The organism is Macrococcus psychrotolerans, assembly GCF_038095555.1.
GTDB lineage: Bacteria > Bacillota > Bacilli > Staphylococcales > Staphylococcaceae > Macrococcoides > Macrococcoides psychrotolerans.
Genome location: NZ_CP124591.1, coordinates 1,418,376 through 1,444,755, shown reverse-complemented (window position 1 = coordinate 1,444,755; position 26,380 = coordinate 1,418,376). Strand labels below are relative to the sequence as shown.

The following is a 26,380-nucleotide window of genomic DNA, read 5'->3' as shown; positions in this document are numbered from 1 at the left end:
TTATTATAATTTTAAGAATTAATAATAGAAAACATTCGACAATGTGAAAGCGTTATCTTATTATTAGGATGTAAAGACACTTTAAATGATTAGGAGAATGTTAAAATGACGAAATATTTATCAGATTTAGAAATTGCTAATCAGGCAACGATTAAACCGATTGCTGAAATCGCTGAAGCTGCAGGTATTCCTGATGATGCGGTTGAGCAATACGGGCATTATAAAGCAAAGATTGACACTTCTAAAGTGACTACAGATAAGCAAGGTAAAGTAGTACTTGTGACTGCGATGAGTCCAACACCGGCTGGTGAAGGTAAATCAACAGTCACTGTAGGTATTTCAGATGCATTTAAAGCGTTAGGTAAGAACGTTATGGTAGCTTTGCGTGAGCCGAGTTTAGGTCCGGTATTTGGTATGAAAGGTGGAGCGACTGGTGGGGGTCGTGCACAAGTCTTACCGATGGAAGAAATTAATCTGCACTTCAATGGAGATTTACACGCCATCACAACAGCAAATAATGCATTAGCAGCATTTATCGATAATCATATTTATCAAGGGAATAGATTAAATATTGATCCACGTCGCGTTGAGTGGAAGCGTGTCATCGATATGAATGACCGTGCATTACGTCAAGTGGTTGTTGGTCTTGGTGGTCCTTTCAAAGGAGTACCCCGTGAAGATGGTTTCGATATCACGGTAGCAAGTGAAATCATGGCTGTATTCTGTCTTTCAAACAATATTGAAGATCTAAAAGAAAACCTAGGAAAAATGACAATCGGTTATACTTATGACCGCAAACCAGTTACTGTTAAAGAATTAGGAGTAGAAGGTGCCTTAGCATTAATCCTTAAAGATGCATTAAAACCAAACTTAGTACAAACAATCGAAGGTACACCTGCGCTTATTCACGGTGGACCGTTCGCTAATATTGCTCACGGATGTAACTCAATCATCGCAACGAAGACTGCACGTAAATTAGCAGATATCGTTGTTACTGAATCAGGATTTGGTTCAGATTTAGGTGCTGAGAAGTTCATGGATATTAAAGCGCGTAAAGCAGGTATACAACCAGATGCAATCGTTGTAGTTGCTACTATCCGTGCGCTTAAGATGCATGGTGAAGTTGCAAAGAATGAGCTTGGAGCTGAAAATGTAGAAGCATTAAAATCCGGTATTCAGAACCTAGAGAAACATATCGAAAACTTAAATCAATTTGGTGTTGAACCAGTTATCGCTTTAAATAATTTCGTTACGGATACAGATGCTGAACGTGAATTTGTTATTAACTGGGCAAAAGAACATGGTGTGAAATTAGCATTAACTGAAGTATGGGAACATGGTGGTGAAGGTGGTAAAGATTTGGCGAACTTAGTATTAGAAGTGCTGGAACAACCACAAAACTTTAAACCATTATATGACCTATCGTTACCAGTTGAAGAGAAAATCCGTACAATCGTTCAAAAGATCTACGGTGCAGATGATGTAGTATTCACTGATAAAGCGAAGAAACAATTAAAAACAATCGCTGACAATGGCTGGAATGAATATCCAGTATGTATGGCGAAGACGCAATACTCATTCTCTGATGATCCTAAGAAACTAGGTCGTCCATCTGGATTTGAAATTACAATCCGTGAATTAATTCCTAAGACAGGTGCAGGATTCATCGTTGCATTAACAGGGGACATTATGACCATGCCTGGTCTTCCAAAAGAACCGGCAGCACTGCGTATGGATGTAGATAAAGAGGGTAATGCAGTAGGTTTATTCTAATAGAATATTACTCAAGTGATGATAAATAATAAGAAGAACCGATCAGTATAGAAAGCAATACGTTTCTATACCGACCGGTTCTTTTTTAGTTTCTCTTTTTCTTTTGCGTATTTTGTTTCGATTTCGTAAAGATCTTACTTTTTGTTGCAGGGTCTAGCTTAATACCAAGTCTATTCAATACATCAGGAGTATCTAGTGTTTTCTGAGTTAAATCAGTTTTGTCAGATACGAGACTTTCTTTTGTAGATTCACCAGATACACAGCCGGATGTGCTATTCGTAAATTGACAGATGCTTTGTTTTGTTACGCTCTTTGGCTGGTTAAATCGTTCACCGACACCCATCTGGGATTGATCGATTGATGAAATCTGATTGGCGATATCACGCCATAACTTGAGCTGGTAATGATTTTCTTCATCAAATGTAGTTGGAACATCATAGCCCATCCAGATACCCATTGTTACTTTAGGGTTATAAGCAACAAACAGACTGTCTTTTGCATCTTGAGTCGTACCTGTCTTGCCGGCCCAGTCCTGATTATATAGGAAGGTACCTTTCAATGAATAAGCACTACCAGTATCGAGTACGCCACGTAACATATCAGTCGTCATATAAGCGGTAGATGCACTATAAATACGCTCTGGTTTTGCTTCATGCTGATAGATGACTTTGCCATCTTTAGCTTTAATACGTTCGATCATATAGCTTTCTTGATAGTTTCCTCCATTGGCTAAAGTCGAGAAACCATCCACATTATTTTTAAGCGTGATATCTGTCGCACCGAGTGCTAATGATAAGTTTTCCTGTTCAGATCCTGGAATATTAAAGTCCATCTTGTTTAATAATTCCCATGGCTTCTTATCCTGAATACTAGAATATAGTCTTAAAGTACTTAAGTTTAAAGAATTCTCTAACGCATAACGTGTTGTCACATTCCCGTATTCCATACGAGCATAGTTTTCTGGTTCATAACCATTGTAATTAAACTTTTTATCGAGCAGCATCGTCTCTGGCGCCGTAATGCCATACTCCATTGCAGGAGCATAGGTTAATAATGGTTTGATTGTAGATCCTGGAGAACGTTTCGTTTTCATTGCGTGGTTATTTTGTGACTTATCGTGATCTCGGCCACCAATAAACGCGATAATTTTACCTGTCTTATTTTCTTTTAAAAGGACACCGACTTCTTGGCTCAATGTCTTTGTTTTTCCGCCTGCCTCTACTTGTCGGTCATAAGAATAATAGTTAGGATTATCTTTAACTGCATTCATTGCATCGAAAATGGGTTTATTAATTGTAGTTTCTACGATATACCCATCGTTACGTACAGCACGTTCTGCGATACCCTTATACTTTTCTTGAAGAACGGGTGTTTCATCAAGTTCTGTCTTTGAAACATTATCCTTTGAAGCAAAGTGGTATTTCAGAATATCTATAGCTTCATCTTCAACTTCTTGGGTCAGGAAAGGATATTTTTCGTTTGGCGTCTCTACATCTTTCGTAAATGACTTAACGATGTTAAATGATTTTGCTTTATCATATTCTGTTTTACTGATCTTATTTTCCTGATACATACGTGACAGAACATATTGCTGTCTTGTCAGCCCATATGCAAGATCATCTTTAGACTTGACTGAACCGTCCTGCAAAAAGGGTGTATATGTATAAGGATTTTGTGGAAGGCCTGCGATATATGCAGCTTGAGCGATGTTAAGCTCGTTTGCTTTAACACCGAAAATCCCTTGAGCAGCCGCTTCGATTCCAGCGATGTTCTGACCATTCGTGTTGCGACCAAAACTGACGACATTTAAATAAGCTTCAATAATTTCATCTTTCGTCAGTGCTTTTTCTACTTTAAAAGAAAGCATCATTTCTTTGGCTTTTCTTTGGAAGGAAGTTTCATTTGTTAACAGCTGATTCTTGATAAGCTGCTGTGTTAAAGTACTGCCGCCACTCGTCGCGCCAGTGTTAAGAAATTCTTGAGCAGTTGCTCGTATAAAAGCTTTCGGTACGATACCTCTATGGCGATAGAAACTTTCATCTTCAGTAGCGATCAATGCATCTTTCACATGAGGGCTCATATCTTTAAGCTTAATAACTTGTCGCTGTGTATCAGCGTTTAAATTACCAAGTGATTCTCCCGAACCGAAATATACAGTTGTACTTTGTGTCATCTCATAAAGTGATTTCTTCAGTTCACTGTTAGACTTTACCGGCTCATCTTTTACTAGTGCCAGGAAATAGCCGCTACCGATCCCAAGCATGAGCGTAGCGAATAAAATGCCTGCTGTGATTAGAAAGAGCAGTGTTTTTGAAACAGTTTCATAAAGGCCATTAAAGATAACGTAGGGGGTAAATTTAATGTTTTTGAATCCTTCCTTATAGCCTATAAGCTGACGCTTAAATTTATCTTTGTATGAAGTTTTGTTTGCCATATTTTTTCCTCCTGAATATTTTTTTAGTATATCATAATTTCAGGTTCTTGACTTCACTCATCCAATTTTATACACTAGTATCATAATTGATTTGAAACTAAATATAAAGACTTTTCGGGACAAGTAATGATTGAACTTGAATTTAGAGACTTAGTGGGTGGTGAAAACTAAGCATGTTCTTTGATGAATACACCTGATATGTGGAGTCTACGTCATAATGAGCGTTTTCATTAATAAAGTGATGAGTAATCATAAGTTTGGTGGTACCGTGCATTCAAGCACCCTTACATTTGTAGGGGGGCTTTTTTATTTTAATTAAGAGGAGGAAATTAATATGACAAGTGCATTATTAGAAGATTTAAGATGGAGAGGTTTAATCTATCAGGAGACGAATCCTGAAGAAATGGAAGCTTTGCTGAATAAGGAATCGGTAAGCGTATACTGTGGAACGGACCCGACTGCAGATAGCCTGCATATCGGCCATCTCCTTCCTTTCATGACTTTAAAACGATTCCAGGCACATGGACATCGCCCTGTCGTTCTCATTGGGGGCGCTACAGGAATGATTGGCGATCCATCTGGGAGAACAGATGAGCGTACACTGCAGACATTAGCGCAAGTTCAGCATAATGTCGACGGTATCAGCAAACAGATGGAGCAGTTATTTGATTTCGGTACTGAAAATGGTGCAATTCGTGTAGACAATAAAGACTGGCTTGGTGAAATTGATCTGTTGACGTTCTTAAGAGATTACGGAAAGCATGTCGGTGTAAACTATTTATTAAATAAAGACAGTATCGCATCTCGTCTTGAAACAGGGATTTCTTTCACAGAGTTTACTTATACAATTCTGCAGGCCATTGACTTTGGACATTTAAATAAAACATTGAACGTTAAGCTCCAGATCGGTGGCAGTGACCAGTGGGGTAATATCACAAGTGGGATGGAACTCATGCGACGTATGTATGGCGAAGTTGAAGCTTATGGTATGACAGTTCCTTTAGTTGTAAAATCTGACGGCAAGAAGTTTGGTAAATCGGAAGGAGGGGCCATTTGGTTAGATCGCACGAAGACGACACCTTATGAGTTCTACCAGTTCTGGATCAATACACCAGATAGCGATGTTATCAAGTTTTTAAAATACTTTACCTTCTTAAGTAAAGAAGAGATAGATGCTTTAGAAGCATCCGTTGAAAACGAACCGCACTTGCGTCTTGCACAAAAACGATTAGCCGAAGAGGTAACGAAATATGTCCATGATGAATCTGCATTAGAAGAAGCAGTTAATATTACAAACGCTTTATTCAAAGGGGATTTAAAGGCTTTAACAGCGGATCAGTTACGCACAAGCTTTAAAGATGTGCCACAGGCAAAAGTTACAACAACAAATCTCGTTGAATTATTAATAGAAGCGGGCATCTCTCCAAGTAAACGTCAGGCAAGAGAAGATATTACAAACGGTGCGATATCGATTAACGGAGAGAAGGTTCAGGATGTTGCGTATGAAATCGTAGCGACTGACAAGATTGAGGGTGAGTTTACGATTATTAGACGTGGCAAAAAGAAATACTTTATGATTATTCACTAATACACTGACTATGTTTACAGTCCATGTATTTAGGGTAAAATTAAGTAATTTAAGGTAAAGGAGAAATGCAATGAAAAAGTTATTAGTACCGGTGATCGGTCTCATCGTATTATTATTAGTAATCGGTAGTATGTTGATCGGTCCCTATAATAAACTTGTTGATTTAGATACAGAAGTTGAAAAATCTCAAGCGAAGATTGATACGCAGTTACAACGTCGTCTTGATTTAATTCCTAATTTAGTTGAAACAGTTAAAGGTTACGCAAAACATGAGGAAAAAGTATTCAAAGATGTCTCTGATGCACGTGCGAAATTAGCAGGTGCAAATACAATGGAAGAAAAAGCAGAAGCGAACGCACAAGTAAGCTCAGCTTTAAGTCGACTAATCGCAATTCAGGAGAACTATCCAGAACTTAAAGCAGATACACAGTTCACAGGGCTTCGTGATGAACTTGCAGGTACAGAAAATCGTATCGCAGTAGCACGTAATGACTATAATGATATTGTTACGGAATATAACAAAGTCGTTAAACGTTTCCCAGGTAGTGTCGTTGCCGGATTATTTGGATTTGAAAAGAAAGAGTTCTTTAAAGCTGATAGTGCTGCAAAAGATGCACCAAATGTAGATTTTAATTCTGATAAGGATTCTGAGTAATGAAGAGATTCACGATATTTTTCGCGAGTCTTATAATCTTTCTTACAGCACTTCCGGTTAGTGCAGCTGAACCATTACCGAAACTTGAGCAGCCGAGGTTCGTGCAGGATCATATCGGTATTTTTAAGCAGCAGGAAAAAGATGCATTAAACCAAAAAGGTGAGACGCTTCACAGTGGTACGACTGCTGAAATCTTGCTGATGACAATGCCAAGTATCGGACAGGAAGTTAAAGAAGATTATGCACTACGCGCAGGTCGTGAATATGGGGTAGGAGATAAGGATAAAGATAATGGTATCGTTATTTTGCTGAATCTCGACAATAATAATGAAAATAACAATCGTGGTATAGAAGTGATGGTAGGCCCCGGCCTACAAGGTGTGCTGAACGACGCTAAAGTAGGACGTATGATTGATACATATGCGATGCCTGATATTCAAAAAGCGATGCAGGCAGACCCAGATGCTAGCAATGAAACGTCTCGACGCTATTATGCGCAGGCGATGACTAAACTTTATAATGCAATATTTGATGAAATCAGTAAGAGCTACGGCTTTGATGGTGAAAAGTATACACGTGATACACCCATTGCTACACAAGACGATAGTGTTGGTGATATCAGTGTGTTTGAAATTATCATCGCAATATTCTTCTTATACTTGATTCTCTCTATGTTCTTCGGTGGTGGAGGACGTGGCGGTGGTGGCGGTGGACGTCGATCCACTGGCCCTGTCATCTTCTTTCCGACTGGTGGAGGTTTCTCATCTGGAGGCTTCTCTGGTGGAGGTTTCTCAGGCGGAGGATTTGGCGGTGGCGGTTTTGACGGCGGTGGCGCTGGTCGAAACTTCTAAATAAAAAATTCGGAAATGTTATGAACCCTAAAAAATTCAACTTTAGGGATACACTACATTTCCGGATTTTTTTATTTGCTATTTGTACTTCTTAAAGTCATCGTAACTTCTGTTTTCTTATCTTCTCTATAAACAGTAAATTTCACTTTGTCGCCTGCTTTATGATGTGTATAAATATAATTTCTAACGTCGCTATCACTTTCAACCTTATGTCCATCGATAGCAGTGATGACATCGCCTTTATTGAACTTTGTACGAGAAACGCTGTCAGTTTGTGCTACAACAACACCTTCAGTTTGTGTTATTTTAAGTTCTTTCAGATACTCAGCTGGAACATCATTGATTCCTACCAGTCCAAGCCCCATATATGGACGTTCAACTTTACCGTTCTTAACAAGCTGTTCAATAATCGTCTTAGTGTCATTTGATGGAATAGCAAATCCAATCCCTTCCACTTGATTGGCAGATATCTTCATGCTGTTGATACCGATCAGCTGACCACTTGTATTAATTAAAGCACCACCAGAATTCCCGGGATTAATTGCTGCATCCGTCTGAATAACTTTGACGCTAGCGTTACCGGCAGAAGTTTCTACTTTCATTGTACGTTCCTTTGAGCTCACGATACCTTCTGTTACTGTACCAGCAAGTTCAAGACCTAATGGATTACCAATCGCATAGACAGGTTCGCCAATTCGAATCTTAGAAGAGTCGGCAAAGGCCACGGGTTTAATATTTAGCTGACCTGTTACTTTGAGTACAGCGATATCGGTCAAAGCGTCTGTACCCATTAGTTCAGCATCTATCGTTTTCCCGTTTGATAATTTAACCTTCAATTCTTTAGCGCCTTCAACAACGTGGTTGTTTGTAACAATATATGTATTGTTCCCATCAACTTGATATATTACACCTGAACCTGTTCCTGCAGGTGTAATATCGGTAGATCGATTGCCTGATAGGATATCATAGATACTGCTAGGTGCCTGCTGCATATTGATAACGCCGACAATTGCAGGAGAAACTTGTTCCAGCATTTGAGAGAGATTTGAAGTTGATTTGGAAGTTGTTGTATTATCAACTGTGACTGGAGAAATTGTTTCTGTTTCATCGTGTGAGAAATACTCTGGTAATTCAGTCACACCAAGCGTGAGTACAGATCCAACGACACCAGCAAGCACCATCTTTAAGAAGCCGGCTTTTTGTTTCTTTGGGTGTTGTGTTTGTAGATGAGAGTTTTCATTGTAATATTCATGATTTTGTTCCATAGCTACCTCCATTTGCTGCGATACAAAAAGTATAATCCCATTAAAATCAGAGTTCAAGCAAATGCACTCTTCAAAATATATTAGGTTATGATAAAATATAAATATTCTATGTAAAAGGAGTGCCATATGTATCAATTCATTTCTCGTATCATCTTCTTCTTTGTTAAAATATTAAACAAGTTAAAGGTTTCAGACAAACATCATCTTCCTGAAGATGAAGCATTTATCGTGACATGTAACCATGAGAGTATGGTGGAGATTATAATGCTCGCGATGAGTCTATATCCGTTAGAAGTTCATTATATGGCGAAGCAGGAACTATTTAAGACACCGCTATTAAATCGATTTTTTAGATCAGTTAATGCATTTCCTGTGAATAGAGAAAACCCAGGACCATCTACGTTAAAGATACCTGTTAAGCTGATAAAAGAAGGTAAGGTTGTTGGTATCTTCCCGAGTGGACAACGCAATAATGCAGCACCGATGAAAAAAGGAGCGGCGACGATTGCTGTACTATCAAAAAGTAAGATTGTTCCTGCGGCTTATACAGGACCACTTAAATTTCGTGATGTTATATTTAAGAGAAGAAAGTGCTGGATTAAGTTTGGAGCACCCATTGATAGCACTACATATTTATCCCAGTACAATAAAACTGAAGCAATAGAAAAGATTACTCAGCAACTTGAAAACAGCACAAAATCGATTATAGCAACAATGAAATAACACAAAAGCGGAATGATCTATAGATCATTCCGCTTTTGTGTTACGACCTAAGCTTTATAATAATAAGTTTCAACATCATCTGGATAAATAAATTCTAGCTTAATCACCTGTTCGTCATCTGATCTATGCATTCGTTTATAGAATTCATTTCTCGCTTGATTGATATAACGAACCTTCTCACACTCGTTCTGGATTATTTTATATTCTGCATGTTCTTGAGATGTGTCAGGATAAGAAGTTTTAAGCAATATAACTCCCATGATTCACACCTTCTTCCTTTTTGTATCTATAATAAGAACATACCCGTTAAACAAAATAATCAAACAAAAAAAGAAACAAGCTATGCAGTTGTTTCTCCTGTTCTATGGTCGTTATTGAAAAGTTCATCTTCTAATTGTTTTAATGTAAGATATGTGGCTTCATCCAATGATGAAACAGCTGCTTCATCTTCAAAAAGGGATTCAATCGTTGCAATATCAATATCTGTTGCCGTAGAAATCTGATACGCAGTTAATTTACCTTTAAAAAGTTGTGGCAATATTTGCATAAAATCACCCTCATTGTTTATATTAATTCATTATATAATACTTTTGCATATAAATAAAGATGTTTTAGAGTATTCAAATATAATTGGCGTCGTTACTTTATTTATTTAAAGAGATAACATATTAAATTGGTAGCTTGATACCTAAGCATAACTTTCAGAAAATCTATTGTGCTCCTAATGTTTATTGGATATAATTCATTTGTTAGAATTATTAGAAAATTATAACAAAGGGGATGGTGTAATGAATTTAGTTTTAAATGGCCGAAATCTAACGATTGAATCAATTAAGGCTTTAATTGCTGGAAATCAGAATGTTGAAATTTGTGAAGAAGCGTTATCACGCGTTAAACAAAGCAGGAAAATTGTTGATGATATTATTGCCAATGAAGAGACGATCTATGGTATTACTACGGGGTTTGGATTGTTTAGCGATGTTCTTATTGATCAGGATAAATACGAGGATTTACAGCTAAATTTAATACGGTCACATGCATGTGGGGTAGGGGAACCGTTTAATGACGACGTAGCGCTCGTGATGATGATCTTAAGATTAAATACGATGTTAAAAGGGCATTCCGGAGTAAGCACTGAACTTGTCGAACAGCTTGTCTTTTTCATCAATCAACGTATTATCCCAGTTATACCAGCACAAGGTTCTTTAGGAGCTTCGGGAGACTTAGCCCCCTTATCACATTTAGCATTAGCATTAGTCGGTGAAGGAGAAGTAATCTATAAAGGGGTAAGACAAGAAAGTAGTAAAGTCTTACAATCATTGAATCGTGCACCGCATACATTACGAGCGAAAGAAGGTCTTGCACTGATTAATGGGACACAGGCGATGACGAGCCAAGGCGTGATTAGTTATATTGAAGCGGAACAATTAGCGTATGATGCTGAATGGATTGCTGCTCTCACGCACCAAGCATTGAATGGCATTGTCGATGCATATAATGAACACGTGCATATCGTTAGAAATTCAGAAGAACAGTTAGGTGTTGCAAATAGAATGCTAGACTGGCTGGAAGGCTCATCATTAACAACGCGTCAAGGCGAATTAAGAGTCCAGGATGCCTATTCGTTAAGGTGTATCCCTCAAATCCATGGTGCGAGTTTTCAAGTACTGAACTATGCTAAAGAAAAGCTGGAATGTGAAATGAATGCTGCGAATGATAATCCGCTCATCTTTGATAAAGGTGATGAAACGCTTGTTATTTCAGGAGGGAACTTCCACGGTCAGCCCGTTGCATTTGCACTAGATTTCTTGAAAATAGGTGTAAGTGAGCTCTCAAATGTATCAGAACGTCGTATAGAAAGGCTTGTTAATCCACAGTTAAATGGCGATCTTCCTGCATTTTTAAGTCCACAGCCAGGTCTGCAGAGTGGTGCGATGATTATGCAATATGCTGCTGCAAGTTTAGTTTCTGAAAATAAGACATTGGCGCATCCTGCAAGTGTAGATTCTATTCCTTCATCTGCCAATCAGGAGGATCATGTGTCAATGGGTACGATTGCTTCACGCCATGGGTATCAGATTGTAGAGAATGTCAGGAATGTACTTGCCATAGAATGTGTGATTGCACTGCAGGCAGTAGAATTAAAAGGTGTAGACAAGCTATCACCGAAAACGAAGAAGAAATACGAAGAATATCGAGAGTTTGTACCATCGATAACAGAAGATAGACAGTTCCATAAAGATATCAAAGTCGTGTCCGATTACTTGAAACAATCAGCATATAAAAAATAGTTCAAGAGTACCTTGAACTATTTTTTATATAATTAGACTTTATTTATTTAAATATGTTTCGTAATATTTACGGCCTTTTTCATAATCAAGACGATTTTCCCATCTTGCAATGACAAGTGTTGATAAAGAGTTGCCGACTACGTTAACAACTGTACGCATCATATCTAAGATACGGTCAATACCAATGATAAGTGCTAGGCCCTCAGGGTGAATATTCATTGCTGTTAAAGTCGTAATCAAAACGACGATTGATGTACCTGGTACAGCAGCCATACCTTTAGATGTCAGCATCAATGTTAATAATAATACAAGTTGCTCAGTCACCGATAAATGAACACCGTACATTTGAGCGATTGTAAGTGCTGCAATAGATTGATACAATGCTGAACCATCAAGGTTGAATGTATAACCTGTCGGTATAACAAAAGATACGATTTCTTTCGGTGCACCAAATTTCTCCATCTTGTCCATGATGGTAGGTAATACAGTCTCTGAACTTGACGTTGAGAATGCAAGCAGTAACTCGTCCTTTAATATGCGCAATAGGTGGAAGATATTGATCTTACACATTGCTGCAACAGCACCGAGCACGACAATAATGAAGAATACCATTGATCCTGCAACAACAAGTGCTAACTTCCCAAGTGGAATCAATGCACCTAACCCTAAATTGATGATTGTTACTGCCATAAATGCAAATACACCAATTGGTGCATATTTCATGATTTGATTCGTCATCCAGAAGATAACATCTAAGAAGCCGTCAAAGAAAGCGCGTACTGGATCACCTTTTTTACCAATTGCAGCTAACCCAAGACCGAAGAATACCGAGAAGAAGATAACCGGTAATAATTGACCTTGTGCCATAGAATCAATAATATTCGTCGGAATAATATTAACGATTGTATCAATCATATGATTACCATATGTGGACTCTGCAGCAGCTTCTGCATTTGTCGTATACTTTGTTACATCACCTTTAGGTAATAGATCTTTGTTGATACCGGCACCTGGTTTAAAGACATTTGCAAATATAATTCCGAGACCAATGGCTAATGTCGTAATAATTTCAAAGTACAGTAACGTCTTCCAGCCGTAACGGCCAACAGTTTTCATATCGCCTGTACCAGCAATAGAAATTACGAGTGAACAGAATACAATCGGTACAACAATCATTTTAATAAGATGTAAGAAGACATCACCTAGTGGCTGAAAGTAGTTAACGTATTCTTTCTGACCATTAAGTAGGGCGCCGACGACAACGCCTAATATTAATGCAAGTAATATTTGCATCGGTAAACTTATAAACTTTTTCTTTTTTGTTTTTTTAATTTCTGTAACTGAACTCATATCATACCTCTTTTCTTTCGTACTCATGTATTTTATTTGTTATTGATAAGTCTGTCAATTTAATTATTTACAAATTGTCAGAAAAATTAAGTAGTCATTATGTTTTAATAATGATGTAATTGCGTGCTCTGTGAATTTTAAGGATATTCGCTGAAAGTAGAGTACATATACATTTGACAATGTTTTTGAAAAAACCTGTAAACGATATCATAAATTATATTATTTGTTTAATATAATTTATCTTAGATTAAATGCTATAAAAAACTATTCCGGCTACCGAAATAGTTTTATACGTAAATTATTATATTACTATATTATTATTTAAATAAATATTTTCAATTGAAACTTCAACATTACCTTTTAGAGCACGTGTAATCATACAAGTTTCTTCGGATTTATTAACATATCTTACTATTCTTTGCTCATCCATTTGTGCTGTGCTGATCAAATAGACATTGTAAGTAATGCTTTCATATGTTAATACTTGTTTTTCACTATTGATCGTCGCGCTAGCATGCACATAATCTATTTCAACCGGAATATTATTACGTTCAAACATAGAACTTAATGTTATTGTAAAGCATGTAACTGCAGATGATAAAAGCATCTCATCTGGATTGGTACCGATATCAGGTCCATTCATTTCTTTCGGTATTGATATTTCAGTCTTAAGATTTCTGTTTTCTATCGTACCCACACCGTGATAGCCGCCGTTAAATTTAGCAGTACAGTTAAATGTATGTTTCATTTTATATTCTCCTTATCTATCCATATAAAACAAAAAACGAACACTTCAGAAACAATGATTCTGAAGTGTTCGGAATAATAGAAAGACGAAAGTCTTTCAAAGCACTTATTAACGTGAGTAGTACTCAACGATTAATTGTTCGTTAATTTCAGCAGATAATTCGCTACGTTCTGGAACGCGTACAAATGTACCTTCTAATTTTTCAGCGTCGAATGTTAAGTATTCAGGAACGTGGTTTGATAACTCAACTGATTCAGCGATGATGTTTAATTTTTGTGATTTTTCACGAACTGAAATTACTTGACCAGGTTTTAATTGGTATGATGGGATGTCTACGCGAGCGCCATCTACCATGATGTGACCGTGGTTAACTAATTGACGTGCTTGACGACGTGTACGTGCTAAACCTAATTGGTATACTACTGCATCTAAACGAGATGCTAAAAGTGCCATGAAGTTAGCACCGTGGATACCTTTCATTTTACCAGCACGATCAAAGATTGTGCGGAATTGACGTTCGTTGATTCCGTACATATAACGTAATTTTTGTTTCTCTTGTAATTGTAAACCATACTCAGATAATTTTTTACGTTGGTTAGGACCGTGTTGTCCTGGTGCGTAAGGGCGTCTTTCTAATTCTTTACCAGTGCCGCTTAAAGAAATTCCTAAACGACGAGATTTTTTCCAAGTTGAACCTGTAAAACGAGCCATAATGTGACTCCTCCTCTGTTTTTGTTTTTTATGTAAAAAACAAAAATATGATAAATGCCTAATACGATATAGTATCATTCCGTGCCTTCGCCTTATAGCTTCAGTTACACAACACGCCAACATAGGGGATACTATAGCGCGTATTAATATTTATCTGCTATCTTCGTTTATTCACATAGATTTCATTATAGTGACTTTAGTGTAAGAAGTCAATATTAATATAAATGTTTTTCGAGAATCTTTACGAATTGTTCGATACCTGCTTGATCTTCTTCTGTAAATCTAGATTTAATCGGCGCATCGATATCGAGCACACCGAATATTTCTCCATCTTTAATAATAGGTACGACAATTTCTGATTGAGAATTTGCATCACATGCAATATGACCAGGGAACTGATGTACGTCAGAGACAACCATCGTTTTGCGCTCGCTGACTGCACTCCCGCATACACCTTTTCCAACCGGAATTTGAACACATGCCGGTAATCCCTGGAAAGGTCCTAACTGTAATTGGCCATCTTTCATCAAATAGAACCCAACCCAGTTTACTTCCTGTAGAAATGTATTAAGAAGTGCACTTGCATTGGCAAGATTGCTGATATTATCCTGTTCATCAGTGAGTAATCCGTCCAGCATTTGTGCGAGCATCGTATAATCTTTAATCGGTGTTTGATCGAACATAGTATTCCCTCCGTAGTTATCAATTTTTATGAATAAAAATAGTTTAACTGATTTGATAAAGAATTAACAAGAAATTGTTTTTGAAAAGTACATTTTACGTTATAATGATGAGTAGTACTTTGGAGGGAATGAATTTACATAATGATATATATCATAGTTGGAATCATTGTAGTGATATTGATTGCTGTCGGTGTGCTGTTTTATATGAGAAATCAAAGACGCACACATATCGAAAGCATTGAAGCAAGAAAGAATGAAGTGAAACATTTACCGTTTCAAGATGAACTTGTAAAAGTAAAATCATTAAACTTAAAAGGTCAGGCTGCGCTGCACTTCGAGAAGTGGAAGAAAGAGTGGCAGACTGTATTAAATGAAGATATTAAGACTTGTGAGCTTATTATAAATGATGCGGATGAAGCGCTTGATAAATTTAAATTTAAAGAAAGTGAAACTAAGGTTCAAGAAGCGGACCACTTGCTTGATCATATAGAGAAAAAGTATGGACAGTCTGTAGAAGAGATTAAAGCGTTTATGAATAAGACTGAAGATGATAAGCGCAAGTATGATGCATGTAAGGTTATCTATAGAGAGTCAAAGCGCGACGTTCTTGCTAACCGTCATCAGTATGGTGAATCGGCTGAGCCGCTTGAAGCACAGATCGAAACGTACGAACCTCAAATTAATGTATATCAGACGCTCATTGATGAGGGGAATTATGACGATGCACATACGCATATTAATAGTTTACATGAAGAAATGTCGCTACTGAAAGAAGATATGGAAGAAATTCCAGAACTTATTCGTGATGTACAAAAAGAATTACCTGCACAATTTCAGGATATTAAGTTCGGATGCAGAGACCTTAAGATTGAAGGTTATAACATTGAACATGTTAAAGTAGACAGTACGCTTCAGACGTTAAAAGGGAAGCTGAACCTAGTTGAGCCCTTGATTGCAAGACTGGAACTTGACAAAGCAGAAGAGATTATCGATGAAATTAATGATGCTATCGATGAAATGGTTGAACTCGTTGAACTTGAAGTGAAAGCGAAGAACAATGTAGAATTAACAAAAGAAGAGATAACAGATCATCTGTTTCACGCAAAAGATACGAACTATATAATTCGTACAGAGATAGAATATGTTAAAGATACCTATTATATTGATGAAGAAGCGGTGCAGAATGTGCGTAGCTACGACAATGAGATTCAAAGTTTGATAACAGTGTATGATGAAATATTGATGGAAACTGCGAAATCAAGCATTCGTTATACAGAGGTTGAGGACAATCTAAAATATATTGAATCCCATGTTAAGGTGATCAATGAAAAACAAGAGAAGATACAGAACTACTTGATGAATTTACGTGAAGATGAGCAGGAAGCGCAGCATAATGTATTGCATATTCAATGTAAGAAAGAAGAAGTGTACAGAAAACTGCTTGCTTCAAATCTGTCAAGTGTACCTGAACGCTTTATTATTATGAAAAATGAAATTGATGTTGAGATGCGTGAAGTGCATCAACTTTTTAATAAGCGTCCAATGAATGTAACGCAAGTAAGAGATAAAGTGAATAAAGTACTGACAACCATGAATACATTTGAGTCAGAAGCGATGGAAGTACTGGAGCATGCGCTTTATGCAGAAAAACTGATACAATATGGAAACCGTTATCGCAAAGATTCTTCAGAGGTTAATAAAGAGTTAATTGAAGCAGAACGCCTGTTTAGTAACAATAGATATAAACGCGCAGTAGAAGTTGCTGAGGCGGCGATTGAACGTGTAGAACCAGGAGTGACTGAGCGTATCGAGCAAAATATTCTTCATACAAAGCGCAGATAGAGTATAATGAAACGAATGATAAACCCGAGCCAACTTCAATGTGAAGTTTGCCGGGTTTTGCTTATTGAGGTGAAAGAATGATCTATTTAGATAATTGTGCAACAACAAAGCCGGATCCAGAAGTGTTAAAGACATTTCATACGGTAAATGAAAAGTATTATTTTAATCCATCAAGTCCACATCATAAAGGGCTTGAAACAAATAAATTATTAGAACAGGCGAGAAGTCAGATAAGAGATATATTGAAGCTTAAGAATCAATCTATTATTTTTACGAGTGGTGCCACTGAATCGAACAACCTACTTATTACAGGTATGGCAAGAAGTAAGAAACCGTTCGGACAGACGATTATTACTTCGCATCTAGAGCATCCTTCAGCACTAGAAACAGTACGTGCGCTAGAAAGTGAGGGATTCACAGTTAAGTATGTAGAGTTTAAGGACGGGCGATTAGATTTAGAACACTTTAAATCTCTATTAAACAGTGATGTGACTTTAGTCTGTTTAATGCATGTGAATAATGTCATGGGTGCAATATTACCGATCACATCTATCAAAGAAGTATTAAAGAATTATCCGAAAGTGCATTTTCATGTTGATTGTGTACAATCTTTTGGGAAGCTCGAACTTCCAGTTGATGCGATGGATAGCTTTGTACTTAGTGGTCATAAGTTCAATGGTCTGAAAGGTCAGGGTTTACTGGTCTTCAATCAACTGAAGACCATCACACATACTGTATTTGGCGGGGGTCAGGAGTATGGATTTAGAAGCGGAACGGTGAATGTTGCGAATGATGTTGCTTTAAGTCGCGCAGTACGTATTGCCGAAAGTGAGAGGACAGAATTATACTCACGCACGCAGCATTTTAAAGAACAGCTAGAACATGCAGTGCAGCAACTTCCGGGATTATATGTGAATTCACTTGAAGAGGGTGTGCCGCATATAGTAAATATCGGTTTCCCTGGCGTAAAAGGGGAGGTCATCGTGAATGCCTTTTCGAAAGAAGATATCTGCGTTTCGACGACGAGTGCCTGTTCGTCAAAGCGAGCAAAGTTCAATGAAGCACTGAATGCGCTCCATGTACCTGAAACTGTCATAGCGGGTAGTGTCAGAGTATCATTTGATAAATATACAACACAAAGTGATATCAATCGATTCATCACAGTACTACAACAAATCTATCGTGAAATGAAGGAGTTAATCAAAGATGCAGTATGATCATATATTAGTCAGATATGGAGAATTAACATTAAAATCGGGTAATCGTAATACATTTGTAAATCAGCTTAAATCCAATATTAAATACGCGCTAATTCCGCTAACAGGTTATAAAGTAAATGCCAATAGAGACAGAATGTACGTAGAAGTCACTGAAGATGCTGATGTAGAAGAGATTATGAAACGAATTAGCAAAGTATTCGGTGTACATTCAGTGAGTCCGGTAGTGAAAGTAGAGAAAGATATCGACCAGATAAAATCGAGTGCAGTGAAGCTTGCGCGTGATATTGACGCACCGGGTGTTACATTTAAGGTAGATGCGAAACGTTCGGATAAAGGATTCCCTTATGATACATTCGCCTTACAGCAAGAGCTCGGGGGAGAAATCTTATCGAATATCGAACATTTAACGGTAGACGTTAAAAAACCAGGTTATAAATTGCTCGTGGAAATTAGAAGTGATGCAGCATATCTATATTCTCGCGTGATTAAAGGCGCTGGAGGCCTACCGGTTGGAACGGGAGGAAAGACGCTCTTGATGCTATCAGGTGGTATTGATTCACCTGTCGCTGGAATTGAAGTGATGAAGCGCGGGGTTACGATTGAAGCGATTCATTTCCATTCACCACCCTTTACAAGTGAAGAAGCGAAACAGAAGGTCATTGATCTCACAAGGATTATGGCAGAAACTACTGGAGAGATTAAACTGCATCTTGTTCCGTTTACAGACATCCAGAAGATGATTCATAAGAAAATGCCTGAAAACTTAACGATGACGTCGACACGTCGAATGATGCTTAAGATTGCAGATAAATTTGCTCGTCAAATTGATGCTAAAGCACTTGTCAACGGAGAAAATTTAGGACAAGTTGCGAGTCAGACACTTGGAAGCATGTATGCGATAAATGCAGTTACAAATTTACCAATATTACGTCCGTTACTAACATTGGACAAAGATGAGATTATTATTAAAGCAAAGGAAATCGGAACATTTGAAACGTCGATTCAACCGTTTGAGGACTGCTGCACAATCTTCACACCGAAAAATCCAAAGACCAATCCTAGACTTGATAAGGTTGAGAGCTTCGAAGCGGGCACTGATTTTGATGCGATGATTGAAGAGGCAATCGCGAATATTGAGACATTAACAATTTCTAAGCATACAGATACGAAACAAGAATTCGACGAGCTGTTATAGGAGGCGTTCTTATGCTTGATAAAAATGTCGTTATAGCGCATCGTGGAGCGAGTGGTTATGCGCCTGAACATACTTTTGCATCGTACGATAAAAGTCATTACGATATGCATGCAGACTATATTGAGCTCGATGTTCATATGACATTAGATGGAGAAATCATTGTCATGCATGATGAATCAATCGAACGCACTGCACTGACGCCAGGGATTATTAAAGAGATGACCCTTCAAGAAATTAAACAGCTGACAATTGGGAAATGGTTCAATGAAAAGTTCCCTGAATTAAAGGCAGACTATTATGCTGAACAGATTGTACCGACACTGAAAGACATATTTGAACGTTATAAAGATGCAAATTATTATATAGAAACGAAATCCCCGGACATCTATCCGGGGATGGAATCAATATTAATCGATACGCTAGATGCATACGGCCTGATCAGTGACACGCGCCTAAAGAATCGTCAGACGGTTATACAGTCATTTAGTTTAGAAAGTTTAATCAAAGTGAATCAGCTCGTTCCCGATATGCCGCTCTTACTGCTCGCTAAAAAAGGTGTGCTGCGTGAAATGCCGGATGAAGATTTAAAGCAGATTCATGCATTCGTATATGCTGTCGGACCGAGTATCGCCGATCTGGATGAAACATTAATCAGCAGAATGCATGACCTTGGATATTTAGTCTTTCCATATACGCTCAATAAAGAAGCGGATATGGAACGCTTAATCAATGCAGGTATTGACGGAGCATTTACAAATTTCCCTGATCTGCTTCGTAAGCAGTTTAGAATAGATAACGGAGAAATATTTGAATAACTAATTATAGGACACCACAAAGTGTATCATAGCAACTTATAAGGAGGGCAACATGGATTTAAATATATTACTCATTTTAATATTTTTCGGATTCTTAGCGGCATTTATAGATTCAGTTGTTGGTGGTGGCGGACTCATCAGTATTCCCGCTCTACTTGCAACTGGTATGCCGCCATCCATCGCGCTTGGAACGAATAAGCTTGCTTCTTCTTTCGGATCATTTACATCAACGTTATCATTTTTACGTTCGAAGAAAGTCGATTTAAATATTGTTGGTAAATTATTTCCGTTATCATTTTTCGGTTCGATTCTCGGTGCATTTATTGCCACGAAGATGCCGCCTGAATATCTGAAGCCTATTGCGATCATCTGTCTGAGTCTGGTACTTGTGTATACGCTATTTAAGAAAGACTGGGGAAGCATTTCGACCTATAAGAAGTTAGATAAGAAAAAGTCGGCATTATTTATTTTTGCGATTACATTTATCGGCTTTTACGATGGGTTCTTAGGGGGAGGGACAGGAAGTTTCCTGCTATTCACCTTACTTATCATCGGTTTTGATTTCTTAAGAGCAGCAGGTAATGCAAAATTTCTTAACTTTGCAAGCAACTTAGGAGCTCTGCTCTTATTCATGGCACTCGGACAAGTAAATTATATGTATGGGCTGAGTATGGGAGCGGCAATGATAGCGGGAAGTTACACTGGTAGCCAATTTGCGATTAAGCATGGTGTATCATATGTGCGTATACTCTTTATCGTAGTGACGGTGCTGTTGATTGGAAAAAATATTGTGGACTACGTTCAGAATTATTTTATGAAATAGTCTGAACGATCAAATGATTTTAAATATGTGAAATGACCTGAAAAAGAACTGCACCGTAGTTATACGGTGCAGTTCTTTATATCTTATAGAAATGTGCGCTCAACTTTATTCCAGAATGAGTTTTCTTTCACTTTGACAGTTTTAATGATCTGTTTACTTAATGTAATATCGATTGTATCTGTATTCTGTATGGATAATGCCTCGTTATCTAGTCCCATTATCGGATAATAGTCTTCTAATTTATCTAGTATTAAAGAAAGCTTACGACCTTCATTTAAAATAATCGCATTACCAATAGTTCTGTAGTTGTTGTTGTTGAAAGATGCGATTTCAGTCATCTGGAAGCAACGTGTAAGCGGATCGATAATGGCGCCATCCAGTGATTTGCTATATCCAGTTGATCCGGTTGGTGTAGAAATCAGCATACCATCGCCGCGGAATGTCTCGAATTTCTGATCATCGATTAATACGTCCAGAGACATCGATTTAATAATTGAAGATTTAATATAGAAATCATTTAAACATAAGTAGCGCATCTCGTTATTAATATTTACATCTAACAAAGGATATTTGCGTACTTCGATGGAATCATCCTCGCTATTTAAAGCTTTATTTAGCAGTTCTGGATTATCAATATGGAAATCAGTATAGAAGTGTTTCTTATTATCTGTCGCAATGCCAACATATATTGCATCTTGACGAAATTTTGTTTTACGTACTGCTTGGAGAAACTCCCCGTCACCACCGATAGAAGCGATGATATTTGCAGTTTGGTGATTATCAGTTACTTCAAAGTCATAATGTTGAATTAACGTTTCAATTTGTGCCTTAGAGTTTAATCCAGCAGGTTCTCTGTTTGTGAAAAAGTAAATTTTATTTCTTTTTTCCATTTTCTTACCCCTCCTTATTGTTCACTGATAGATATTTTTGATACTATATATTATAAGGTCTAACTATTATATTTGAAAGGAAGATACGATGAGTAAAAGAGTGATAGCAATATTATTGGCTTTAGGATTATTTATTGTTGGGTCTACATTAAGCTTCTTCACAAACGTGTTATCTACAGATTTCGCTTCAAGCATGAAGGCACTAGACGAAGAAGGACTTACTTCATCTACTGTTGATGGCAGCGACACGACAAATCAAATTGCACGTATTGAAATAGACGGAACAATTATGGACACGGGGACGCCTTCGCCCTTCTCGGGTGAAAGTTACAATCACCAGCTGATACTGGATTCATTAGATGAGGTGAAAGACAACGGTAATATTAAAGCATTGATGTTAGTTGTGAATTCGCCGGGTGGTGGTGTTTATGAGAGTGCAGAAATTCACGATAAGATTGAAGCGGTCAAAAAAGCAGGTAAAAAAGTTTTTGTAACGATGAAAAATACGGCGGCTTCTGGAGGTTATTATATTTCAGCACCAGCTGATAAAATTTATGCTTCTAAAGAAACGTTGACGGGATCATTAGGCGTAATCATGCAATCTATGAATTATAAAGAGCTTGCGGATAAGTACGGGGTTAAATTCAACACAATTAAGAGTGGACCCCATAAAGACATTATGAGCCCTACAAAAGAGATGGATGAAACAGAACGTGCAATCTTGCAAAAGTTTGTCGATGAAAGCTATGAAGGTTTTGTAAATGTGATTAGTAATGGAAGACATATGGATAAAGCTCAAGTGAAAAAGATTGCTGACGGTAGAATCTATTCGGGTCAACAAGCGCAAAAATTGGATCTTGTAGATGAGATAGGCACTGAGGCAGATGCGATGAATGCACTGAAGAAAGAAATTAAAGCAAAAAACGCTGAAGTCATTGAATTTTCAGTGACAGATGACTTCTTTAATTCTAAATTCTTTGCAGCAGATTCTTTTGTAGGTCACTTAATGGGCAAGAACGATGTAGCTGCAATAAAAGAATTATTGAGTAAACGTCAAGGCATTCAACCAATGTACTTGTATGGGGAGTAGGTGGATGTAATGTATGAAGAAAAATATGATCAACATATTGAAAGTGACTTAGCTGTTCCAATGAATTCGCACAATGTGAATGATAAACTTACACAGCAGTTAATTCATGCGACAGAAGCTGGATTTGGTATTCGGTTTGTAGCATTTATCATTGATTTAATCGTTATTGGTTCGATTAAAAACATTGCATTAAATCCATTTGATGCATCATACGGTTTAAGTGATATGTATATTATGACACCGCTCTTTTCGGTCTATAATGTACTTAGTGCATTAATCTACTTTGGCTATTTTATTTTACTTACGTATTTCTTTAATGCAACACTTGGTAAGATGATCTTAAAATTAAAAGTAGTTCATGAAGATGGCCGCAAACTTTCTATAGGAACGGTTATTACCCGAGAATTCTTTGGACGATATATTTCTAACTTCTTCGCTTATTTACTTTATCTCGTTATACTATTTAATCCAAATAAGCGTGGTATACATGATCTGTTAAGTGATACACTCGTTGTTAAGGAAGAGAGTGCGTTATTAAGAGAAAAGCTTGTGAAGCAAGAAATCAGAATTTAATCAGTCAAATTAATTCGTTTTCTCTTATAAACATGTTAAATTAATAGTGTAAAACAATTTAGGAGGTATCATAATGGCACAAGTTACATTTAAGAACAATCCAATGAAATTATCAGGCGAGCCTGTCACAGTTGGGACGGCAGCTCCGGATTTTTCCGTATTAGCAAATGATTTAACGGTAAGAACATTAGCCGATTACGAAGGTAAGAAGAAATTAATCAGCGTTGTTCCATCTATTGATACAGGTGTATGTAGTACACAAACACGTAAATTTAATGAAGAAGCAGCAGGTATTGATAATGCTGTTGTTCTAACTATCTCTGCTGATTTACCATTTGCTCAGGCAAAATGGTGTGCAGCAGAAGGATTAGAGAACGTGATTACTTTAAGTGATCATAAAGACCTATCATTTGGTACGAACTATGGTGTCGTAATGGAAGACCTACGTTTACTTGCACGTTCGGTATTTGTTCTCAGCGATACAAACGAAGTAGTCTATACTGAAGTTGTTCCAGAAGGTACAGATCATCCCGATTATGATAAAGCGATTGAAGCATTAAAATCAATTTAATTACACGTATTAACTACTGCCCTTAATTTGGGGCAGTTTTTATTTGAAAGGATCATATATGATAGAAGAATTATTTAAAGTTATTGATAGTAAGGCGAAAGCACTCCAAAAAGAAAATGGACATAGTTTTATTGAGAATTTAGGATTAAGTCTTGAAGATATTTATATCAACCAAAGAGATCTACTTGAAAGAAGTACGAGTATTGATCGCAGAAAGGCATTCCAGTTCAGTTATTTAAGCTTATTGAAAGAAGAGATGATACAGCCGAATCACCAGATGACACCAGATAGTATTGGATATATGACTGCGTATGTAATGAATTTGTTTGTTCAAGATGAACAGCTTAAGATATTAGATCTTACGAGTGGTACAGGACATCTCTCGGCTACAATACATGAACAGAATCCAGGCAAGACTTTTGACCATGTACTTGTAGAAGTCGATCCTGTATTATCAAGACTCAGCATCCATTTAGCAAACTTTTTAGAGATACCCTTTGATGTCTTTCCTCAAGATGCAATTATGCCATTACCAGAAGGCGATTTCGATGTTGTTACTGGTGATTTTCCGGTAGGCTACTATCCAAATGATGTAAGAAGTCACGAAATGAAACTCGGATTTAAAGAAGGACATAGTTTTAGTCATCATTTATTAATTGAACAAGCGATAAATAGCCTAAAGCCAGGAGGTCTCGCATTTTTAATTGTTCCGACCCAACTCTTTGAAGGTGACAATGTGGAACAGTTACAAAAATTTGTTGCTACAGAAACAATAATGCAAGCCTTTTTGAATTTCCCTTCAAGTTTGTTCAAGACTGAAGCACGTCGAAAAAGCTTACTCGTATTAGAGCGAAAAAATGGTTCAAAATCCAAAGCAGTTGAAGTTTTACTTGCAAATATTCCCGATTTCAAAGATGAGAGAAATATGAAGACATTTATCGATGAATTAGAAGTGTGGCATTCAGAAAATCGTAACAAATAATTCTGTATTATTCTTGATAATAATCTGTAATAATGATTAAATATAAGTATTCAATTACTTAGGAGGAAGACCATGAAAAAAATTATGGCAATTAATGCAGGTAGTTCATCTTTAAAATTTCAGTTATTTGAAATGCCTGAAGAGAAAGTATTGACTAAAGGATTAGTAGAAAGAATTGGATTACCGAATTCAATCTTTACAATTTCAGTCAATGGTGAGAAGATTACTCAAACTTTAGATATTAAAAATCATGAGCAAGCGGTTGATATGATGCTTGATGAAATGAAAAAACACGGTATCATCCAAGATATTAATGATTTAGATGGTACAGGTCACCGTGTCGTACAAGGTGGAGACATCTTTGAAACAAGCGCGCTTGTAACAGATGAAGTAGAAAAGCAAATTGAAGAATTATGTGAGTTAGCACCATTACATAACCCTGCAAACTTAATGGGTATCCGTGCATTCCGTAAGATGCTACCAAATATTCCGCACGTAGCAATCTTTGATACTTCATTCCATACAACAATGCCTGAAGAAGCATTTCTTTACAGCTTACCTTACAAATATTATCAAGATTATGGTATTCGTAAATATGGTGCACACGGTACGAGCCATAAATTCGTAGCAGAACGTGCTGCAGAATTATTAGATCGTCCTATTGAACAATTACGTATTATTACTTGCCATATCGGTAATGGGGCTTCAATCGCTGCAGTAGAAGGTGGTAAATCTGTAGATACATCTATGGGGTTCACACCACTTGCTGGTGTTACGATGGGAACACGTTCAGGTAACCTTGATCCTGCAATCATTCCGTTCCTGATGGAGAAGACAGGTAAGACAGCTCAGGAAGTTATTAATGTATTAAATAAAGAATCTGGATTATTAGGAATTTCAGGGATTTCTAGTGACTTACGTGACATTGAACAAAAAGCTGAAGAAGGTGACGAACGTGCCATCTTAGCACTAGATGTATTTGCAAGTCGTATCCATAAATACATCGGGTCATATGCAACACGTATGAAAGGTCTGGATGCAATCGTGTTCACTGCAGGTGTTGGTGAAAACTCTGACGTCGTGCGTGCACGTGTATTAGAAGGATTAGAATTCATGGGCGTTTACTGGGATCCAAAATTAAATGCGGGTCTTCGTGGAAAAGAAGCATTTATCAACTATCCACATTCACCAGTTAAAGTTATGGTAATACCAACTGATGAAGAAGTTATGATCGCACGTGATACGATGACTTTCGGTAACTTAAAATAATATGAAAAAAAGGTCGGAACTATTGTTCTGACCTTTTT

Annotated in this window: 25 protein-coding genes; 16 read left to right on the top strand and 9 right to left on the bottom strand. The window is 37.3% G+C overall.

What is annotated here, in order from left to right; genetic code table 11:
- The first annotated feature begins 105 nt into the window (after positions 1-105).
- On the top strand, positions 106-1,773 hold the full coding sequence (locus tag QA539_RS07350) for a formate--tetrahydrofolate ligase (RefSeq protein ID WP_219492698.1): 1,668 nt from the start codon (positions 106-108) through the stop codon (positions 1,771-1,773).
- Between the two features lie 85 nt (positions 1,774-1,858).
- Here the strand turns inward: QA539_RS07350 and QA539_RS07345 are convergent, their stop codons facing one another.
- Positions 1,859-4,207: a transglycosylase domain-containing protein gene (locus QA539_RS07345; RefSeq protein ID WP_219492696.1), complete on the bottom strand. Its 2,349-nt coding sequence runs from the start codon at positions 4,205-4,207 to the stop codon at positions 1,859-1,861.
- Between the two features lie 334 nt (positions 4,208-4,541).
- Between QA539_RS07345 and tyrS the strand changes: the two genes are divergently transcribed.
- The 3 genes from tyrS to QA539_RS07330 all read left to right on the top strand — a co-directional run bounded on the left by tyrS (position 4,542) and on the right by QA539_RS07330 (position 7,301).
- Positions 4,542-5,795 (top strand): tyrosine--tRNA ligase, encoded by a 1,254-nt coding sequence (tyrS, locus tag QA539_RS07340; RefSeq protein ID WP_219492693.1) that lies wholly within the window; start codon positions 4,542-4,544, stop codon positions 5,793-5,795.
- A gap of 70 nt (positions 5,796-5,865) precedes the next feature.
- A complete protein-coding gene (locus tag QA539_RS07335; protein WP_219492692.1) occupies positions 5,866-6,450 on the top strand; it encodes a LemA family protein in 585 nt (194 codons plus the stop codon).
- On the top strand, positions 6,450-7,301 hold the full coding sequence (locus QA539_RS07330; RefSeq protein WP_219492690.1) for a TPM domain-containing protein: 852 nt from the start codon (positions 6,450-6,452) through the stop codon (positions 7,299-7,301). Before QA539_RS07335 ends, QA539_RS07330 begins: the two co-directional genes overlap by 1 nt.
- Before the next feature lie 71 nt (positions 7,302-7,372).
- Here the strand turns inward: QA539_RS07330 and QA539_RS07325 are convergent, their stop codons facing one another.
- Positions 7,373-8,566, bottom strand: coding sequence for a S1C family serine protease (locus QA539_RS07325; RefSeq protein ID WP_241427448.1), 1,194 nt, complete (start codon positions 8,564-8,566; stop codon positions 7,373-7,375).
- A gap of 126 nt (positions 8,567-8,692) precedes the next feature.
- Here QA539_RS07325 and QA539_RS07320 point away from each other — a divergent pair, with 126 nt between their 5' ends.
- The gene (locus QA539_RS07320; protein ID WP_219492684.1) at positions 8,693-9,289 is read left to right on the top strand and encodes a lysophospholipid acyltransferase family protein; all 597 of its coding nucleotides are present in this window, start codon (positions 8,693-8,695) and stop codon (positions 9,287-9,289) included.
- 47 nt (positions 9,290-9,336) lie between these two features.
- Here the strand turns inward: QA539_RS07320 and QA539_RS07315 are convergent, their stop codons facing one another.
- Positions 9,337-9,549, bottom strand: coding sequence for a hypothetical protein (locus tag QA539_RS07315; protein WP_219492682.1), 213 nt, complete (start codon positions 9,547-9,549; stop codon positions 9,337-9,339).
- Between the two features lie 80 nt (positions 9,550-9,629).
- Entirely contained in the window at positions 9,630-9,836 is a 207-nt protein-coding gene (locus QA539_RS07310; RefSeq protein ID WP_041636081.1) for a hypothetical protein, read from the bottom strand.
- Positions 9,837-10,077: 241 nt separating this feature from the next.
- On the opposite strand from QA539_RS07310, the gene hutH reads away from it, so the two are divergent.
- Complete coding sequence (hutH, locus tag QA539_RS07305; protein ID WP_219492679.1) at positions 10,078-11,580, top strand: histidine ammonia-lyase; 1,503 nt, start codon at positions 10,078-10,080, stop codon at positions 11,578-11,580.
- A 39-nt stretch (positions 11,581-11,619) separates the two neighbouring features.
- On the opposite strand, the gene QA539_RS07300 is transcribed toward hutH, so the two are convergent.
- The 4 genes from QA539_RS07300 to QA539_RS07285 all read right to left on the bottom strand — a co-directional run bounded on the left by QA539_RS07300 (position 11,620) and on the right by QA539_RS07285 (position 15,072).
- A complete protein-coding gene (locus QA539_RS07300) occupies positions 11,620-12,930 on the bottom strand; it encodes a cation:dicarboxylate symporter family transporter (RefSeq protein ID WP_219492676.1) in 1,311 nt (436 codons plus the stop codon).
- 301 nt (positions 12,931-13,231) lie between these two features.
- The gene (locus tag QA539_RS07295; protein WP_219492673.1) at positions 13,232-13,678 is read right to left on the bottom strand and encodes an OsmC family protein; all 447 of its coding nucleotides are present in this window, start codon (positions 13,676-13,678) and stop codon (positions 13,232-13,234) included.
- A gap of 108 nt (positions 13,679-13,786) precedes the next feature.
- Positions 13,787-14,389 (bottom strand): 30S ribosomal protein S4, encoded by a 603-nt coding sequence (gene rpsD / locus QA539_RS07290; RefSeq protein ID WP_219492567.1) that lies wholly within the window; start codon positions 14,387-14,389, stop codon positions 13,787-13,789.
- 215 nt (positions 14,390-14,604) lie between these two features.
- On the bottom strand, positions 14,605-15,072 hold the full coding sequence (locus QA539_RS07285) for a GAF domain-containing protein (RefSeq protein WP_219492563.1): 468 nt from the start codon (positions 15,070-15,072) through the stop codon (positions 14,605-14,607).
- Positions 15,073-15,210: 138 nt separating this feature from the next.
- Here QA539_RS07285 and ezrA point away from each other — a divergent pair, with 138 nt between their 5' ends.
- The 5 genes from ezrA (at position 15,211) to QA539_RS07260 (ending at position 20,967) form a co-directional block, all read left to right on the top strand.
- The gene (gene ezrA, locus QA539_RS07280; RefSeq protein ID WP_219494844.1) at positions 15,211-16,914 is read left to right on the top strand and encodes a septation ring formation regulator EzrA; all 1,704 of its coding nucleotides are present in this window, start codon (positions 15,211-15,213) and stop codon (positions 16,912-16,914) included.
- Between the two features lie 77 nt (positions 16,915-16,991).
- Entirely contained in the window at positions 16,992-18,131 is a 1,140-nt protein-coding gene (locus tag QA539_RS07275) for a cysteine desulfurase family protein (RefSeq protein ID WP_419895028.1), read from the top strand.
- Positions 18,121-19,329 (top strand): tRNA uracil 4-sulfurtransferase ThiI, encoded by a 1,209-nt coding sequence (gene thiI, locus QA539_RS07270; RefSeq protein WP_283721993.1) that lies wholly within the window; start codon positions 18,121-18,123, stop codon positions 19,327-19,329. The genes QA539_RS07275 and thiI overlap by 11 nt, the downstream gene beginning before the upstream one ends.
- Before the next feature lie 11 nt (positions 19,330-19,340).
- A complete protein-coding gene (locus tag QA539_RS07265; protein WP_219492554.1) occupies positions 19,341-20,144 on the top strand; it encodes a glycerophosphodiester phosphodiesterase in 804 nt (267 codons plus the stop codon).
- A 52-nt stretch (positions 20,145-20,196) separates the two neighbouring features.
- On the top strand, positions 20,197-20,967 hold the full coding sequence (locus QA539_RS07260) for a sulfite exporter TauE/SafE family protein (RefSeq protein WP_219492551.1): 771 nt from the start codon (positions 20,197-20,199) through the stop codon (positions 20,965-20,967).
- An 83-nt stretch (positions 20,968-21,050) separates the two neighbouring features.
- Here the strand turns inward: QA539_RS07260 and QA539_RS07255 are convergent, their stop codons facing one another.
- A complete protein-coding gene (locus tag QA539_RS07255; RefSeq protein ID WP_219492549.1) occupies positions 21,051-21,857 on the bottom strand; it encodes an NAD kinase in 807 nt (268 codons plus the stop codon).
- 88 nt (positions 21,858-21,945) lie between these two features.
- Here QA539_RS07255 and sppA point away from each other — a divergent pair, with 88 nt between their 5' ends.
- From sppA to QA539_RS07230, 5 genes are all read left to right on the top strand, one after another.
- Positions 21,946-22,947: a signal peptide peptidase SppA gene (gene sppA, locus QA539_RS07250; RefSeq protein ID WP_219492547.1), complete on the top strand. Its 1,002-nt coding sequence runs from the start codon at positions 21,946-21,948 to the stop codon at positions 22,945-22,947.
- 9 nt (positions 22,948-22,956) lie between these two features.
- Positions 22,957-23,520: an RDD family protein gene (locus QA539_RS07245; RefSeq protein WP_219492544.1), complete on the top strand. Its 564-nt coding sequence runs from the start codon at positions 22,957-22,959 to the stop codon at positions 23,518-23,520.
- A 73-nt stretch (positions 23,521-23,593) separates the two neighbouring features.
- Entirely contained in the window at positions 23,594-24,091 is a 498-nt protein-coding gene (tpx, locus tag QA539_RS07240) for a thiol peroxidase (RefSeq protein WP_099482814.1), read from the top strand.
- A gap of 58 nt (positions 24,092-24,149) precedes the next feature.
- A complete protein-coding gene (locus tag QA539_RS07235) occupies positions 24,150-25,073 on the top strand; it encodes a class I SAM-dependent methyltransferase (RefSeq protein ID WP_219492542.1) in 924 nt (307 codons plus the stop codon).
- A 72-nt stretch (positions 25,074-25,145) separates the two neighbouring features.
- The gene (locus tag QA539_RS07230) at positions 25,146-26,342 is read left to right on the top strand and encodes an acetate kinase (protein WP_219492539.1); all 1,197 of its coding nucleotides are present in this window, start codon (positions 25,146-25,148) and stop codon (positions 26,340-26,342) included.
- Positions 26,343-26,380 lie beyond the last annotated feature (38 nt).